This window comes from Streptomyces axinellae (genome assembly GCF_039532135.1).
Classification (GTDB): Bacteria; Actinomycetota; Actinomycetes; order Streptomycetales; family Streptomycetaceae; genus Streptomyces; species Streptomyces axinellae.
Genome location: NZ_BAAARJ010000012.1, coordinates 179,692 through 194,088, shown reverse-complemented (window position 1 = coordinate 194,088; position 14,397 = coordinate 179,692). Strand labels below are relative to the sequence as shown.

At 73.6% G+C, this 14,397-nt stretch carries 15 protein-coding genes; 7 read left to right on the top strand and 8 right to left on the bottom strand.

Going from position 1 to position 14,397, the window contains the following annotated elements:
- Positions 1–59 precede the first annotated feature (59 nt).
- Together ABD339_RS19620 and ABD339_RS19615 are read right to left on the bottom strand one after the other, a co-directional pair.
- Positions 60–1,616 (bottom strand): hypothetical protein, encoded by a 1,557-nt coding sequence (locus ABD339_RS19620; protein WP_344567678.1) that lies wholly within the window; start codon positions 1,614–1,616, stop codon positions 60–62.
- Between the two features lie 255 nt (positions 1,617–1,871).
- Positions 1,872–2,108 carry a chaplin gene (locus ABD339_RS19615; RefSeq protein WP_344567677.1) on the bottom strand — a complete coding sequence of 79 codons (237 nt, stop codon included), beginning with the start codon at positions 2,106–2,108 and terminating at the stop codon, positions 1,872–1,874.
- Between the two features lie 226 nt (positions 2,109–2,334).
- Between ABD339_RS19615 and ABD339_RS19610 the strand changes: the two genes are divergently transcribed.
- Positions 2,335–3,480, top strand: a complete 1,146-nt coding sequence (locus ABD339_RS19610; RefSeq protein ID WP_344567676.1) for a pyridoxal-phosphate-dependent aminotransferase family protein — start codon at positions 2,335–2,337, stop codon at positions 3,478–3,480.
- Positions 3,481–3,576: 96 nt separating this feature from the next.
- Here ABD339_RS19610 and ABD339_RS19605 read toward each other — a convergent pair whose 3' ends face one another.
- Complete coding sequence (locus ABD339_RS19605) at positions 3,577–4,992, bottom strand: sugar porter family MFS transporter (RefSeq protein ID WP_344567675.1); 1,416 nt, start codon at positions 4,990–4,992, stop codon at positions 3,577–3,579.
- A 160-nt stretch (positions 4,993–5,152) separates the two neighbouring features.
- On the opposite strand from ABD339_RS19605, the gene ABD339_RS19600 reads away from it, so the two are divergent.
- Genes ABD339_RS19600 through ABD339_RS19590 form a run of 3 tightly spaced genes read left to right on the top strand, consistent with a single transcriptional unit; the run spans position 5,153 to position 7,649 of the window.
- Positions 5,153–5,863: a GntR family transcriptional regulator gene (locus ABD339_RS19600; RefSeq protein WP_344567674.1), complete on the top strand. Its 711-nt coding sequence runs from the start codon at positions 5,153–5,155 to the stop codon at positions 5,861–5,863.
- A complete protein-coding gene (locus tag ABD339_RS19595; RefSeq protein ID WP_344567673.1) occupies positions 5,860–6,918 on the top strand; it encodes an ROK family protein in 1,059 nt (352 codons plus the stop codon). Before ABD339_RS19600 ends, ABD339_RS19595 begins: the two co-directional genes overlap by 4 nt.
- Positions 6,915–7,649, top strand: a complete 735-nt coding sequence (locus ABD339_RS19590) for an N-acetylmannosamine-6-phosphate 2-epimerase (RefSeq protein ID WP_425576033.1) — start codon at positions 6,915–6,917, stop codon at positions 7,647–7,649. Before ABD339_RS19595 ends, ABD339_RS19590 begins: the two co-directional genes overlap by 4 nt.
- Before the next feature lie 69 nt (positions 7,650–7,718).
- On the opposite strand, the gene ABD339_RS19585 is transcribed toward ABD339_RS19590, so the two are convergent.
- Together ABD339_RS19585 and ABD339_RS19580 are read right to left on the bottom strand one after the other, a co-directional pair.
- Complete coding sequence (locus tag ABD339_RS19585; RefSeq protein WP_344567672.1) at positions 7,719–8,363, bottom strand: HD domain-containing protein; 645 nt, start codon at positions 8,361–8,363, stop codon at positions 7,719–7,721.
- 75 nt (positions 8,364–8,438) lie between these two features.
- A complete protein-coding gene (locus ABD339_RS19580; RefSeq protein WP_344567671.1) occupies positions 8,439–8,885 on the bottom strand; it encodes a nitroreductase family deazaflavin-dependent oxidoreductase in 447 nt (148 codons plus the stop codon).
- A 246-nt stretch (positions 8,886–9,131) separates the two neighbouring features.
- Between ABD339_RS19580 and ABD339_RS19575 the strand changes: the two genes are divergently transcribed.
- Together ABD339_RS19575 and ABD339_RS33860 are read left to right on the top strand one after the other, a co-directional pair.
- Positions 9,132–9,347 carry an EF-hand domain-containing protein gene (locus tag ABD339_RS19575; protein WP_344567670.1) on the top strand — a complete coding sequence of 72 codons (216 nt, stop codon included), beginning with the start codon at positions 9,132–9,134 and terminating at the stop codon, positions 9,345–9,347.
- 324 nt (positions 9,348–9,671) lie between these two features.
- A complete protein-coding gene (locus tag ABD339_RS33860) occupies positions 9,672–10,187 on the top strand; it encodes an SAV_915 family protein (RefSeq protein WP_425576032.1) in 516 nt (171 codons plus the stop codon).
- Positions 10,188–10,250: 63 nt separating this feature from the next.
- On the opposite strand, the gene ABD339_RS19565 is transcribed toward ABD339_RS33860, so the two are convergent.
- From ABD339_RS19565 to ABD339_RS19555, 3 genes are all read right to left on the bottom strand, one after another.
- On the bottom strand, positions 10,251–11,090 hold the full coding sequence (locus tag ABD339_RS19565; protein ID WP_425576031.1) for a class I SAM-dependent methyltransferase: 840 nt from the start codon (positions 11,088–11,090) through the stop codon (positions 10,251–10,253).
- 97 nt (positions 11,091–11,187) lie between these two features.
- Entirely contained in the window at positions 11,188–11,886 is a 699-nt protein-coding gene (locus ABD339_RS19560) for a peptidoglycan-binding protein (RefSeq protein ID WP_344567732.1), read from the bottom strand.
- Positions 11,887–12,110: 224 nt separating this feature from the next.
- Positions 12,111–13,094: an acetylxylan esterase gene (locus ABD339_RS19555; RefSeq protein ID WP_344567669.1), complete on the bottom strand. Its 984-nt coding sequence runs from the start codon at positions 13,092–13,094 to the stop codon at positions 12,111–12,113.
- A 172-nt stretch (positions 13,095–13,266) separates the two neighbouring features.
- Between ABD339_RS19555 and ABD339_RS19550 the strand changes: the two genes are divergently transcribed.
- Entirely contained in the window at positions 13,267–14,355 is a 1,089-nt protein-coding gene (locus ABD339_RS19550; RefSeq protein ID WP_344567668.1) for a LacI family DNA-binding transcriptional regulator, read from the top strand.
- The last annotated feature ends 42 nt before the right edge of the window (positions 14,356–14,397 follow it).

Sequence of the window (14,397 nt, the reverse complement as noted above, 5' to 3'; positions counted from 1 at the left end):
ACGACAAGGGACACGCCCTGAGCGGTGGCCCCTTGGACAGTGGGCCGGGGCACCAGGGGCTAGGAAGAGACGGCGCCGGGGAGGGCGTCCAGTCGCTCTTCCAGCAGGCGTACCGCACCGGGCTGGCGGCCGGGGACCTGGCGGCGGAGGGCGAGGAGGGCGGGGGCCAGGCGGCGGGCCGTCGCGGGATCGCGCAGTTGCTCCCACTGGTGGTGGGCGCGATCCACCGCGGCCTCCACATCCTGGGCGTCCGCCGCCTCACCGCGCTCGACCCGCACCCGCGCCGCTGCCATCCACAACTCGCAGCTGCGCGTGGGGTCCTCGGCCAGGCGGGCCAGGTCGGCGCGTACTTCCAGCCAGTGCAGGGCGCCGTCGGAGGCGGCACCCTCCGCGCGCAGCGCCGCGCCCTCCCAGGCCGCCGCTATCGAGGCCGCCTCACCGTGGCGGCCCGCACGGGCCGCGGAGAAGATCGCCTCGTGCGGATCGGCCGGCGGGCCTCCCTGCGGCCGGTTGTGGCGCCCGTTGTACGGGGTCGCCTGCGGATCGTTGTGATGGCCGTTGTACGGGGTGGCCTGCGCTGCGCCGTTCACTGGTGTCCCGCCGTACGGGTCCGGGGCATGTGGGCCCGGGCCGGGCGGGCTGCCCGTACTCGCGCTCGTGCGCGTGCCCGCCGGAGCGGGCGGCAGCTGTGGGGGTGGCGGCATGTGGTGAGGCGCGGGCTCCCGCGTGGAGTGCGGCATCGGCTCCGGGCCCGACTCCGGTTCCGCACCGGGTGCCGGCACGGGCTCGGTCGCCGGCGGGAATCCGGATCCGGGCGCCGGGGGTGGTGTGGATGCCAGGGGCGCGTCCATCGGCTGAGGCACCGTCAGTGGGCCGCCGGCGGGGCCGGTCGCTCCGAAGCCCGCCGGGTCGGAGCCGGTCGTGTGGCGCCCGGCCGTGCCGGGGGCGGCCGTAGCGGCGGCCAGGAACACGGCGTCGGCCGGGCCCGCCTGGGCGGCGGCTTGGTCGTGCAGCGCGGGCAGGGGCGGGCGGGCCCCGCTGCGCCATACGCGGACGAACTCCTGGATGTAGGCGGGCGCGGCGGGCGGACGGCCGGGCTTGCGTCGCCAGCGGGGCGTCGCGCCTGCGGGGAAGACCCTGCCGTACATGGCCACGCCCTCCCCCACCGGCAGCCCCTCGCGGCCCAGCAGTTCCCAGGCGGCCGGGGCAGCGGCGAGGTCGAGGAGGAGTGTCGTGGTGCCGGGCGCGCGGGCCGCGAGTTCGTGCGTCAGCCAGGCCCAGGGCAGGGCGCTGTAGCGGATGGTGGAGGGGTTGGTGCGGGCCAGCGCGATGTGGATGCCGCCGCGCCGGGCGTCGGCGTGCAGCTCCGCGACGATGACGACGGTGAGCGGGCCCTCCGCCGCAGCCGCAGCGCGGAACCGTACCAGCACCGCTTGCGGGTCCACCGGGTCGGCCAGTTCGACCACACTGGCCGACTCCGTTCCCGTGAACACGCCGGCGGGCACGGCGGCCAGGCCGGGCAGCGCCGACGCCGCGTCCAGCACGCGTGCTTCGGATGCCGGAGCGGCAGCCAGGAGCAGCACCGTCCCCAACGCACCCTCCCCCAATGTCCCCACACCAGCACCTTAACCCCGGGGCGGGCGGTGTGGGATGCCGGATGCCCAGGTGGCCTGCGGGAGGGCGGCCTGCCGGGCGCTCGGGCCGGGTTTGTGCGGGATGCCGTGCCGGGTGTGCACGCTCCGCCGGGTCGCCGGAGGCGGACGCGCGAACGCCCCGCCGTTGTGGCGGGGCGTCCGGGCGGTCAAGGTGGCCGGGTCGGGCCGCCCTGGGGCGGAGGGCCGCCGGGGCGGGCCTCGGTGGGTGGAGAGGTCTCAGCGGTTCTTGCAGCGGTTGCCCGCCGCGGGGTTGAGAAGGCCGATGACGTTGATGCTGTTGCCGCACACGTTCGTCTGGACTTCCACGGGGACCTGAACGACGTTGCCGGAGAGAACCCCCGGCGACTTGGCTGCGCCGCCCATGGCTCCCGAGTCGGCAGACGCACCGGCCGCCCCGCCGAAGACGGCGGTGGCCGCGAGTCCTGTGGCGATGATCGCGGTACGGATCCGCATGGCGATCCTCCCTTGCTGTAAGTACAGAGTCGGGCCGACAATGCACGGTTCGCCGGGAGGGGAAACCGCTTAGGGGGCGAACGGTCCAAGCCGGTCACCCGTTCGGGGCGGCTGTGGGGGTTCGCGGGTGCCGGGAGGTGGTGCTCGGGGTGCCGGTGGGGCGGACGTACAGTCGGGCGGTATCCGGGCCGTGGCCGATGCGGCTCGCCACCGCTGGAAGGCGACCGTGACTGCGAACAACGAGCACCTGTCCCTGCTGGATCTGCCGCCGCTCGGGGCGGACCGTTTCGCGGCCGTCGAGGACAAGCTGGCGGTCCTCATGCGGACGCGCTCCGACGTCGTGACCATGCAGGGCGAGGCGCTGCTGCCGCTGGAGGCGTGCATCCGTTCGGTGGCGCGTCCCGGCAGTACGGCGCTGAACGTGGTGACGGGCCCCTACGGGGAGACGTTCGGGGGCTGGCTGCGCGCGTGCGGGGCCGAGGTGGTCACCGTCAGCGCGCCGTTCACGGGTGCGGTGACTCCACGGCAGGTGGCCGAGGCGCTGCGGGAGCACCCGGAGATCGGCCTGGTGAGTCTGGTGCACGCGGAGGCGGCCACCGGAAACACCAACCCCGTCGCCGAGATCGGCGCTCTGGTGCGGGAGCATGGTGCGCTGCTCATGCTCGACGCGGTCGCCTCGGTGGGGGCCGAGCCGCTGCTGACCGACGAGTGGGGCGTGGATCTGTGTGTCGTGGGGGGGCAGAAGGCGCTGGCGGGGCCCGCGGGGGTGTCGGCGGTCTCGGTGAGCGCGCGGGCCTGGGAGCGGATCGCGGCCAATGAACGGGCGCCGCGCCGTTCGTATCTGTCGCTGCTGGACTGGAAGGAGCGGTGGATCGACGCGGGTCGTACCGCGCTTCCGCACGCTCCGGCGCAGTTGGAGATGCTGGCGCTGGAGCAGGCCGTGGACCGGGTGGCGGACGAGGGACTTGAGGCGAGCGTGCGCAGGCACCGGGCCGCCTCGGCCGCGCTGCGTGCGGGGGTGCGTGAGCTGCCGGGGCTGGCTCCGTATGTGCTGCGCGACGAGGATGCCGCGCCTGCCGCGACGACGGTGCGCGCCGAGGGGGCCGTGGCGGCGGACGAGGTGGTCGCGGCGGCACTGGCGGCGGACGCGGCCGTTCCGCTTCAGGGTGCGGCGGGCCCGCTGGCCAAGGAGATGCTCCGGGTCAACCACTACGGCCGGGCGGCCGACCGCGCCGTCGTACTGGCTTGCCTGGCGGCGCTGGCGGCGGGCCTTGGCGCACTCGGCGTGATGCGGGAGCAGGACGGCGCTGATGCGGCGGAGCGGGCCGTGGCCGTCGCCGGTGCGGCGTGGGACGGGACAGCGGGGCGGTAGCCGAGGAGCCGCGGCGCCCGCCGGGCGGGATGCCCGGCGGGCGCGGGGGACGGCCGTCGCCCGGCGAGGCACCGGCCGGGGCGTCGGCCGGGCGCGTCAGGCCGATGTGGCGGCGCGGGGCGTGAGTTCGCGTTCGATCCGCTCCAGGCTCTTGCCGCGGGTCTCGGGAATGAACCGGAGCGTGAAGACGGTCAGCAGGGCGCACACCGCAGCGTAGAGCGTGAAGGTGCCGGCGCCGCCGAGCGTGTCCAGCAGGGTCAGGAACGTGAGGGAGACCAGGAAGTTCATCGTCCAGTTGGAGAACATCGTGGCGCTCATGGCCGTGCCGCGGATCCGCAGGGGGTACAGCTCGGAGGGGATGATGAAGACGACAACGTTGAGTGTGGTGGCGACGGCGGCGATGAACACGACCACGAACAGCACCGCGAGCCAGGCGAACGAGGAGCCCTGACCGCCTGCGGCCAAGGTCACGGCCAGTCCGGCGAGGGCCAGGCTCATCACGGCGGCGCCGCACGCCAGCAGCTTCTTGCGTCCGAACCGGTCCACGGCCAGCATTCCGACCGGGGTCATGAGCAGGTTGACGACACCTACCCCCACGGTCGCCAGGATGGACGAGGAGGAGCCGAGTCCGCTGCTCTGGAAAATCTTGGGCGCGTAGTAGATGACCGTGTTGACGCCCGATGCCTGGCCGAGGATCTGCAGGCCGACACCCGCGACGAGGGCGGGGCGCACCGAGCGGCCGGTCAGCGCACGCCAGCGTCCCGTGCGCGGCGCCGCGCTCTCGCGGTCTGTCGCTCCGGCGCTCATCTCGGCCAACTCCGCTTCCACGGCCGCCGTCCGGGGGCGACCGCGCAGCCGGGCGAGGACGGCGCGGGCCGCGTCGGTGCGGCCCTTGAGGGCGAGCCAGCGCGGGGATTCGGGCAGCAGCATCATGCCGACGCCGAAGAGGATGGCGGGCACCGCGGCCAGGCCGAACATCCAGCGCCAGCTGTGGGTGACGTTCTCCAGCGCGTAGTTGGCGACGTAGGCCAGCACGATGCCGAGGGTGATCATGAGCTGGTTGAGGCCGACGAGCCGTCCCCGGTAGCGGGGAGGCGCGACCTCGGCGATGAAGACCGGCACCAGGTTCGAGGCGGTGCCGATGCCCAGCCCGAGGACGACGCGGGAGGCCGTGAGGACCGCCGCGGAGGGCGCGAGGGCCGCGAGGAACGCGCCGAGGGTGAAGACGAGGGCGGAAGCGATCAGGACGGGGCGGCGGCCGTAGCGGTCGGACAGGTTGCCGGCGCCCGCGGCGCCGATCATGGCGCCGACCAGGATGGAGCTGACGACCACGCCCGAGCTGAAGGAGGACAGCCCGAAGTCCGACTCGATCGCGAGCAGCGCGCCGGAGATGACTCCGGTGTCGTAGCCGAACAGCAACCCGCCGAGCGCGGCGACCAGAGCTACGCCGGTCACCGGCCGCAGCCCGGCGGCGCCGTCGCTCCGCGTCACGGTCGTACCGAGTGACGCCATGGCACTTCCTCTCTCCACAACCCCCAATTGGACGGTACCAATCTGGCACTCGGCTTGGAAAAGAACAAGATTGAGCGTAATAATTTCTTCATTGGTTGGAACCTATTAGGGGCTCACTCACCCCGACGGGCCCCGAGAGTCGAAGTGGGGATGGTGCGACGTGGCCGGACAGGCCAAACACGAGGAGCTGCGGCAGGCGCTGCTGGCCGCGATGGCCGGATCGCCACCGCATACACCGCTCCCCACGGAGCGCGAGATCTCCGCGCGGCACGGTGTCTCGCGCAACACCGTGCGCCAGGCGCTGGACGCGCTGGAGGCGGCAGGCAGCGTCTACCGCGTGCAGGGGGCCGGCACGTTCGTGGCCCCGTCCGTGGTCTCCAAGTCGCTGTCGCTCACCTCCTTCTCCGAGGACATGCGCGCCCGCGACCTGGAGCCCGCCTCCCGGCTGCTGGCCGCGCAGACGGTACGCGCGGGACGGCGGATCGCCGAACAGCTGGGCATCGCGCCGGACGACGAGGTGGTCCGCGTCAGCCGGCTGCGGCTCGCCGACGGCTCCCCCATGTGCCTGGAGAACGTCCACCTGCCCGCCGCGCGCGTGCCCGGGCTCGCCGAGGAGGACCTGAGCGGCTCGCTCTACGATCTGCTCACCGAGCGCTACCGCCTCGACATCCGCTCCGCCGAGCAGATCGTCCGGGCCGTCGATCTGGACGAGACCGAATCGGCGCTGCTGGGCGTTCCGCCGGGCAGCGCGGGGCTGCGGGTGCGACGGGTCGGCCTGGATCGCCGCGAGTCCCCCGTCGAGGCGACCACCACGATCTATCGCGCCGACCGCTACGACATCCGCTTCACCGTCCGCCGGAGCCAGCCGTGAGCGCCGGGGCACGCCCGCTCATCGGCGTCGATGTCGGCGGAACGAAGATCGCGGCGGGGCTCGTGGCACCGGACGGCACCCTGCTGACCTCCCTCGTCCGCCCCACGCCCGCCGCGCTGGGCCCGGCCGCCGTACTCGACGCCGTCGCGGCGGCCATCGGCGAGCTGCCGGGCCACCAGGACGCGCGGGCGCTGGGCATCGGGACCGGCGGCGTCATCGACCGTGGCAGCGGCGTGGTGCTGTCGGCCAACGAGCTGCTGCCCGGCTGGGCCGGCACCCGGCTCGCCGAGGAGCTGAGCGCCCGGCTCGGGCTGCCGGTGGCCGCCGACAACGACGCCAACGTCTTCGCGCTGGCCGAACAGACCTACGGGGCGGGCGCCGGCTGCGACTCGGCGCTCTATGTGAGCGTCGGCACCGGTATCGGCGGCGGCCTGGTCACCGGCGGCCGACTGCTGCGCGGAGCGCACTGGAGCGCGGGCGAGTTCGGCCACATCGCCGTGCCCGAGGCCGCAGGACTGCCGTGCAACTGCGGCCTGAGCGGCCATCTGGAGGCCGTCGCCTCCGGACCGGCGCTCGCCGCGCTCTTCCGCGAGCTGAGCGGCGGTGCAAGGCCGGCGGACCTGCGCGAGGTCGCGGCACTGGCCGAAGACGGCGCGAGCGGCGACGCCGGGGCAGGGGCCGCACGCCGGGCCCTGTCGCAGGGCGCGGGGGCGCTGGGCCGGGCGCTCGCCGGGCTGGTCAACACCTTCGATCCGGAACGGGTCGTGATCGGCGGCGGAGTCGCCTCCATCGGCACCCCCTTCTGGCGGCCACTGACCGAAGCCTTCACGGCGGGGCTGCTGCCCGGCCCCTCCGGACTGCGGCCGGTACGCGCCGCGCTCGGTCCCCGCGCGGCCGTGATCGGCGCCGCCGCACTGCTCCTTGAGGACCGGGAGCCCGGCGGCCCGCACATCTCCCGCCCCTCGCACGCCCTCCGGACCTCCCCCGGCTCCGGGAACTCCACGCACCCCGAGGGCTCCGAGCAGCCCGAGCAGCCCCACGAAGGAGGAGCATGACCGAGAGCGCATCCGGCCGCGGGCAGCCCGTCAGCCGGACGACGATGCCCGCCGCCCACGCCGCCGGACTGCTGGAGAGCCTGCGCGGCCGGCTTGTCGTCTCCTGCCAGGCACCGCCCGGCGACCCGCTGCGCGCCCCCGCGCACATGGCGGCGATGGCCGCTTCGGTGGCCTCGGGCGCCCCGGTGGCCGCCGTGCGGGTGCAGGGCGTCGAGGACATCCGCGCGGTGCGGGCGGCCGTCGGGCTGCCCCTGATCGGGCTGTGGAAGGACGGCGCCGAGGGCGTCTACATCACGCCGACCGCCGGGCACGCGCGGGCGGTCGGGGACGCGGGCGCCGAGATCGTCGCCGTGGACGCCACCGCGCGCCCCCGTCCCGACGGGCGTCCGCTGAGCGAGACCATCGAGACGGTGCACGGCATGGGCGCATTGCTGATGGCCGATGTCTCCACCGTGGAGGAAGGTGTGGCAGCCGCCGCCGCGGGGGCGGACCTGGTCTCCACCACCTTGTCCGGCTACACCCCCTACAGCCGTCAGGCGCCTGGACCCGACCTGGACCTGGTCGGGGAACTGGCCCGGCGCCTTGAGGTTCCGGTGTGCGCGGAGGGCAGGCTGCACTCCCCCGAGCAGGCCCGCGCCGCCATGGACGCGGGAGCGTGGGCCGTGGTGGTGGGCGGCGCGATCACCGCGCCCGCCGCCATCGCCACCCGTTTCGCCGCGGCCCTCTCCTGAGCGCCTCGTTCGACGCTCCCGCCGCCGGACGGGACCCGGCGGCGGGGCTCGGCAGGTGGAGCCGGGCGGCTATTCGGGCCAGGGCGAGTCGAGGACGGTGCGTACGAAATCCCCGCGCCGGAAGTCCGGGTCGTAGTGGGCCAGTACGTCGGCCTTGACGTTGCCGAAGGTGGTTTCCGGCTTGGGCTCCACGCCGTCGGCGAAGGCCCGCAGGATGCGCTGCTTGAAGCCGGGCCGTGGATGCATGGCGACGACGGCGGCGCGGTCCTCCTCGCCGATGTCCTCGAAGCCGATGCCCAGGACGTCGTATTCGACGCCCGCGCTCACCAGCGCCACCTCCGGTTCCATGAACGCCGGGATGCCGGGGGTGGTGTGCAAGGCGATGGCTGTCCACACCCGGCGCACGCTGTCCTCGGGAACCTGGCGGGCCTGGAGGAAGCGGCGGGCCTCATCCGCACTGTCCACCTCGAAGCGGCGCCCGCTGTCGTGGAACTCCTCCCCCAGGCCCAGATCGTGGAAGAGGGCCGCCACATAGAGGAGTTCGGGGTCGAAACTCAGGTCGCGGTTGCGTCCCTGTAGCGCTCCGAAGAAGAAGACCCGGCGTGAGTGGTGGAAAATCAGGTCGCCGGTGGTGTCCCGTACGAGGTCGGTGGCCTCGGCCGCCAGCCGTGAATCCGGAACCCGTACGCCCTCGGGGCCGTGCCGCTCGCTCATCGTCTTCTCCCGCTCCTCCTGGCCTCGCGGCCGATTCCGGCCGTAGCGGCCCGCTCCGGTTCCGGTGCTTCGGGGTCAGTGGCCGCCGGGGGTGGGTTCGAGGACGAAGACCGGAATCTCGCGGTCGGTCTTGCGCTGGTAGTCGGCGTAGTCCGGATACGCCTCGACGGCGCGCTGCCACCACACGGCCTTCTCCTCGCCGGTGACCTCACGGGCCGTCATGTCCTGTCGCACCGGCCCGTCCTGAAGCTCGACCCGGGGGTCGGCCACCACGTTGAAATACCAGACCGGGTGCTTGGGAGCGCCGCCCAGGGAGGCGACGACGGCGTACTTGCCGTCGTGCTCGACCCGCATGAGGGGGCTCTTGCGCAGCTTGCCGCTCTTGGCGCCGCGCGTGGTCAGCACGATGACGGGCATGCCGCGCATCGTGGTGCCCTCGGTGCCGCCGGAGCTTTCGTACTGCTCGACCTGGTTCCGTACCCACTGCTCGGGGCTCGGCTCGTACTCTCCGCTGAGCGGCATGCTGTCTTCCGTCCTTCGTCTGCTCGACTGCTCGGCCTTCCGGCTGTCACCACGCCCGGCCGGCCGTCAGGGCCGCACGTGCGTGCGCGTGGGCGGTGGGCGCCGGCACCTCCCGGCTTATCACGCCCGGCCATTGTGTACACCCGGGCCCATGCGGACGGCCGAGGGTCCGACGGCGGGATAGCGTACGGGGGCGTGCGCTGAGCACGTGTGTTGTTGTTTGTCGACTCGGAGGAAATAACTCTCGTGGCCGGTATAGAGGACGCGCGCAAGACGTTTGACAAGTTCGACAAGAACGGGGACGGCTTCGTCACCCCCGTGGAGTTCCAGCAGGCCATGGTGGAGCTGGGTGACAGGCACTACACCGTGGGGCTGGCCGAGGCCATTCTCAGGACGCGGGACGGGAACGGCGACGGCGTGCTGTCGTTCGAGGAGTTCTTCGACCGGGCCAAGGAGCTCTGAGAGGGGCGGGGCGCCGACGCCGACGGTCGTACGGGACCGGAAGGTCCCCCGACCGCGCCGGCCGCGGCCGGCGCCCCGCGCACGGTCCGGGGCCGGGCCCGCGCGGGGTCTCGTGCGGGGTCTCGTCCGAAGTCCCGGTGGAGGCTTCCGGGGACGTCCGTCACCCCGTCACTTCGTCAGCGCCTCGGCAGCGGGCGGGCCCCGGGCGTCAACATCGCGTCAAGGCAAGGCGGCAACTCCCTTGCGCCGGGCATAACGTGAGGCGTGATGCCCCGGCCGCCTCCCCGGGCCGGGGCTTCCTGCCGCACCACCAGGAGGAGTCCCATGGAGCGGTCCCGCCCCGTCGGCGACCTGCTGTTCGTCCCGGTCCGGCGCGGGCCCGGCGGATGCGCCGGAGCCCGGCTGTTCCGTACGCCGGTCGGGCGGCGTACGGCGGTCGGCTTCACCAGTGAGCGGCGGCTGGCCGCCGCGCTGGGCCCCGCACAGCCCTGGCTCAGACTCTCCCGATCCGCTCTCCGCTCCCTCGTCTCGCCCTTGGGCGTCCGCTCGGTGACGGTCGATCCGCTGCTGGCCGGTCACGCGGTACGCGGCCCCGATCCGGCGGACAAGCCCTTGACAGCGGCGAGTTCGGCGGCTCCGGGCAGCTCCGTCGCCGGACAGGGGCCGGTGACGGTCCGTGATTTCTTTCCGGTGCAGGCGGCGCGGACGCCGAGGCGGGAGCCGTCGGGCGCGGCGGGGGATGCGAAGGCGACGATCCCGGAAGCCGTACCGGGCCCGGGGCCCGGTACGGTCGGCCGTCGGCGGAGTCCGCCCGGAGCCGGTGGCCACGCGGGCCGGTGATCTCCGCTTCAGTCGTCTCCGCCCGCAAGACTGCGGAGAATTGCGGCCCTCCCCGCTGCGGCCTCACGCCGAAGGGTTCTCGTCCCGGCGGCCCCAGCAGGTGATCAGGGGCGCGGTGGTGACGTCGAGGCTCTCTCCGGCCAGGCAGGCCAGGTGCTCGTCGATCTCGGTGTCCGTGGCCAGTTCCGTCTCGGTCAGCTGCCCGCGTACCTGCCGGACCGTCGCCGCCTCCAGCTCCCGGCCGGCGGCCGAGCTGAACGGGAAGTAGCCCTCGGCCTGTACGTGCCGGAGACCCGCGCCGCGCAGCAGGCCGGGGAGGGAGCGGCCGAAGGCCAGGTCCGCGCCCCGCTGGGCGAGCAGGGAGCGGAAGCCCCGGCGGACGCGTTCGGCCCGCTCCTCGGCCGCGCCGCCGCCGGCCGGGCAGGCGAGGGGCTGGAGCGCCGGGTCGGCGTCCTCCACGACCAGCCAGCCGCCGGGCCGCAGCGCCGAGACCAGCCGGCCCAGCACCTCGGCCCGGTCGGGCAGGTGCACCAGCACGAGGCGGGCGTGGACGAGGTCGAGGCCGGTGGCGGGCGGGTCCTCGCGGGTCACATCGTGCCGCAGCACCTCGGTGGCCGCCGTGTCCGGACCGGTCGGCAGGGTGCCGGGGCCGGTCAGCCAGGTGGTGTCGAGGTCTGTCGCCCACACGCGCCCGGCCGGCCCGACGCGCTTCGCGAGCCCGGCGGGCACCGAGGGCCCGCCCGCGCCGGCCTCCCAGCAGCGCCAGCCCGCGCCGAGCCCCAGCCGGTCGAGGTGGGCGAACGTCCAGGGGTCGAACAGCTCGGCGAACGCGTCGAAGCGCCGGCCCGCCTCTCGCCGCCGATTGTCGAGCAGATATCCGTCCTGTGCTCCCATGCGGCTCATGCTCGCACCTCGGACCCGGGCGGCCCCGCCCACTCCTCGTGGCACCTCGACGTCGCGCGCCAAAGTGGTGGACCGGGCCGAGAGGCCCCAGAGGGACCTAACGGATGGGCTTGACGGAGGGCGATTCGCGGGCGAGCAATTCGCGGGCGAACGGCTCCCAGTGCGCATAACTTTCCGGGTGCGCGGAGCGCTGCACCGCCTGGCACACCTCGCCGGGCGGCATTGCCTCCCACCCGCTGATCTGGAGAAGTCCCGGATTGGTACGGAACGTGGCCACGCCGTAGAACAATTTCGAGGCGGTGGCGACGTCGGTGATCTGCCGGGGGGTTCCCCATCCGGCGCTGGGGCGCTGCTGGAAGATTCCCAGGGAATCGTGATCTACCGGCTTGGTGTAATTGATGAAGTTCGATTCCTGCATCGCCGCCATCAACGCGATGACCCGCCCCCGTTCGGGAACACGGGCGCCCTTTCCGACGCCGATGACGGTGCGGGCGTTCGCGAGCTGTTGGCGCCCCAGGTCAGCGGCCGAGCGGAAGACCTGGTGCAGCTCGCTGTCGGGGGCGTTGAGCAGCGCTTTCGCGGTAGCCGGGTTCATCTCGCCGGTACGGCTGAGACCGTGCTCGGCCTGGAACCGTTCGAGTCCGCGCCCCTCGCCGGGCGCGGGCCCGGTGGCGGTGAGACCGTCGGCGGAAAGGGGACGGGCGGCGGCGACGGCAGCGGGCGAGGCGGCGGGAGGGGCGAGGAGGAGCGGCCAGGCGGCGAAAAGCGCGACGGCCGCGCCTTTCGCCGTTCTCATTTTCGACATGCCGCACGGATACGGCCCCTTGCCTTCTTTGTCAAGAGACTCGCCGCCACCGGGAATTGACGGTGATACAGCGCTTTTCCGCGCTTCTCCGCCAGATGGCCGCACGGCGTCGAGGCAGCCGGCCGACTCTCCTCCGGCTCTGATGCGAAGTATTTTCTGGAATCACCTGGGAATCGTTTCTCGGCGGCCTTCCTTCCGCCGGATATGCCGAGATCTCAGCCGCGGGTTCCGAAGCCGGGCAGGCCGGCGAGCCAGTCGAGCTGCGCCGCCTCGTGGTGTGAGCCGCCTCCCTCGTGGTCGTTGAACTCGTAGACCTCGATGCGCTTGTCGCCGCCCGCGTACGCGTTGAAGGCCGCGAAGACGGTGGAGGGCGGGCAGGTCTGGTCCTCCAGGGCCGTCGCGAACAGGGCGGGGGCACGGCCGCGCGCGGCGAGGTGCACGCCGTCGAAGTAGGACAGGGTGCGCCGTACGGTGGCGGCGCGGTCGCGGAAGGTCTTCAGGTAGTCGCCGATCTCGCGGTAGGGGCGCCGGTCGGTGAGGGTGAGGGCGCGGGGGAAATCGCAGAGGAACGGTACGTGCGGTGCGACGCCCGCCAGGTCCGGTATCAGCCCGCCGGCCGCCAGCGCGATACCGCCGCCCTGGCTGGTGCCGGTCACCACGGTGTGCGCGGCGTCCGTGAGCGGGTGGGAGCGGGCCGCTTCCACCGCGCGGACCGCGTCCGTGTACACGCGCCGGTAGTAGTAGTGGTCCGGGTCCTCGATACCGCGCGTCATGAAGCCGGGCAGCGACGGTCCGCTGCCCGCCGGGTCCGGGGTGTCGCCCCCGCCCCAGCCGGCGCCCTGGCCCCGGGTGTCCATCACGAAGTGCGCGTATCCGGCGCTCGCGTACAGCAGGTGGGTGTGCGGCAGCCCCCGGCCGCCACCGTATCCGGCGAACTCGACCACCAGCGGCAGGGGTTCACCTGCCCCCGCCGGCAACGTCAGCCAGGCGCGCACCGGATGCCCGCCGAACCCGGCGAAGCTGACGTCGTGGACCTGGACGGCCCGCAGTCGGCCCGCGACCGGTGTGAAGTCCGCGGCGAGCGGGTGGGCCCTGGCCTCCTCAAGTGTCCGCTCCCAGAAGGAGTCGAAGTCTTCGGGTTCGGCCGAGGCGCTGCGGTGGGTGTGCAACTGGTCGAGGGGCAGGTCGAACAGGGCCATGGAGGCTTCCCATCGGGTCGGGGACCGTCAGCACCGCACCGTAAGGGATCAACTGTGCGGGCCGGGAGTCCGGTACAGAGTTCGCGCACACCTCTTGACGCCCGGAAGCGGGCGCTCTCATAGTGGCGTTCATGCGCATTACTAATGCGCATTACCTGGAAGGATTCCGTTCGTGACCGAGGTACCTCGCAGCAGACCGGGCCGGAATCCGGCCGCCCGGCGGCCGGGCGCACGGCCGCGTCAGGCCGAGGTCGCCAAGGCGGCCGGGGTGTCCCAGGCGACCGTGTCCCTGGTACTCGGCGGCAAGGAGCGGGGTGCCACCATCTCCGACGAGACCAGGAGCCGGGTGCTCGACGTCGCGCGGGAACTCGGATACGCCCACGATCCGGCAGCCCGCCGCCTCGCCGCCGCCCGGAACAACCTGCTGGGCGTCTTCAGCTTCACCGCGACCTTCCCCACCGACGTGCAGCACTCGTACTACCCCTTCCTGGTGGGCGTCGAGCAGGAAGCCGCCGCGCGCGGCTACGACCTGGTGCTGTTCACCGGCTCCAGTTCCGGCGGCGCCGGCGCCGGGGTGCCGGACGCGCTGAGTCGGGTGCGGCTGGCCGACGGCTGTCTCTTCCTGGGCCGTCACGCTCCCACCGCCGAACTGCGGCGCCTGGTGGACGACGGCTTCCCCGTCGTCCACCTCGGCCGCAGGCAGGAACCGGAGGGGCTGGCCTGGGTGGGTGCCGACTACGTCAGCGCGAGCCGCGAGGTGGTCGCGCGGCTCGCCGCACAGGGGCACCGCCGCATCGTGCTCGTACGGGAGGACGACGAGGCCCCGGCCTCCACCGACCGCGAGCGCGGCATCCTTGAGGGCCTGGTGGCCGCCGGCCTGGAGGCCGGGGCGTGGACCGTCTTCCGCACCGCGGCTCCGGCCCGCTCCTTGACCGCCGCGCGGCTGCGCGCCTGGCGCGAGGACGGCGTCACCGCCGTCGTCGCGGAGGAGACCGACACCGGCGACGCGTGGCGGGCCCTGCTGGGCGCGGTCCGCGCGGCGGGCTGGACCTGCCCCGACGACATCAGTCTCGCCCTGCTCGGCGACCCGCCCGCCGACCTGGCCGGTGAACCCACCCCTACCGGCTTCGACATTCCGCGCAGCCGGCTGGGCGGGGCCGCCGTCCGCCGCCTGACCGCGCTCGTCGCCGGAGAGACCACGGACGAGCCGCTGGTGGTGTGTCCGCATCGCCCCGGCACCACCAGCGGCCCGCCCCGGTAAGGGCGCTCCTCCGTCTCCCCCGTCCCCCGCCATCCCCCTCCC

Excerpts from the sequence above, each read along its gene's own strand:
- ABD339_RS33860 (WP_425576032.1), top strand. The coding sequence starts at position 9,672 with ATGGAGCGGTCCCGCCCCGTCGGCGACCTGCTGTTCGTCCCGGTCCGG.
- ABD339_RS19585 (WP_344567672.1), bottom strand. The coding sequence starts at position 8,363 with ATGAGCGAGCGGCACGGCCCCGAGGGCGTACGGGTTCCGGATTCACGG.
- ABD339_RS19590 (WP_425576033.1), top strand. The coding sequence starts at position 6,915 with ATGACCGAGAGCGCATCCGGCCGCGGGCAGCCCGTCAGCCGGACGACG.
- ABD339_RS19615 (WP_344567677.1), bottom strand. The coding sequence starts at position 2,108 with ATGCGGATCCGTACCGCGATCATCGCCACAGGACTCGCGGCCACCGCC.
- ABD339_RS19565 (WP_425576031.1), bottom strand. The coding sequence starts at position 11,090 with ATGAGCCGCATGGGAGCACAGGACGGATATCTGCTCGACAATCGGCGG.
- ABD339_RS19560 (WP_344567732.1), bottom strand. The coding sequence starts at position 11,886 with ATGAGAACGGCGAAAGGCGCGGCCGTCGCGCTTTTCGCCGCCTGGCCG.
- ABD339_RS19555 (WP_344567669.1), bottom strand. The coding sequence starts at position 13,094 with ATGGCCCTGTTCGACCTGCCCCTCGACCAGTTGCACACCCACCGCAGC.
- ABD339_RS19580 (WP_344567671.1), bottom strand. The coding sequence starts at position 8,885 with ATGCCGCTCAGCGGAGAGTACGAGCCGAGCCCCGAGCAGTGGGTACGG.
- ABD339_RS19605 (WP_344567675.1), bottom strand. The coding sequence starts at position 4,992 with ATGGCGTCACTCGGTACGACCGTGACGCGGAGCGACGGCGCCGCCGGG.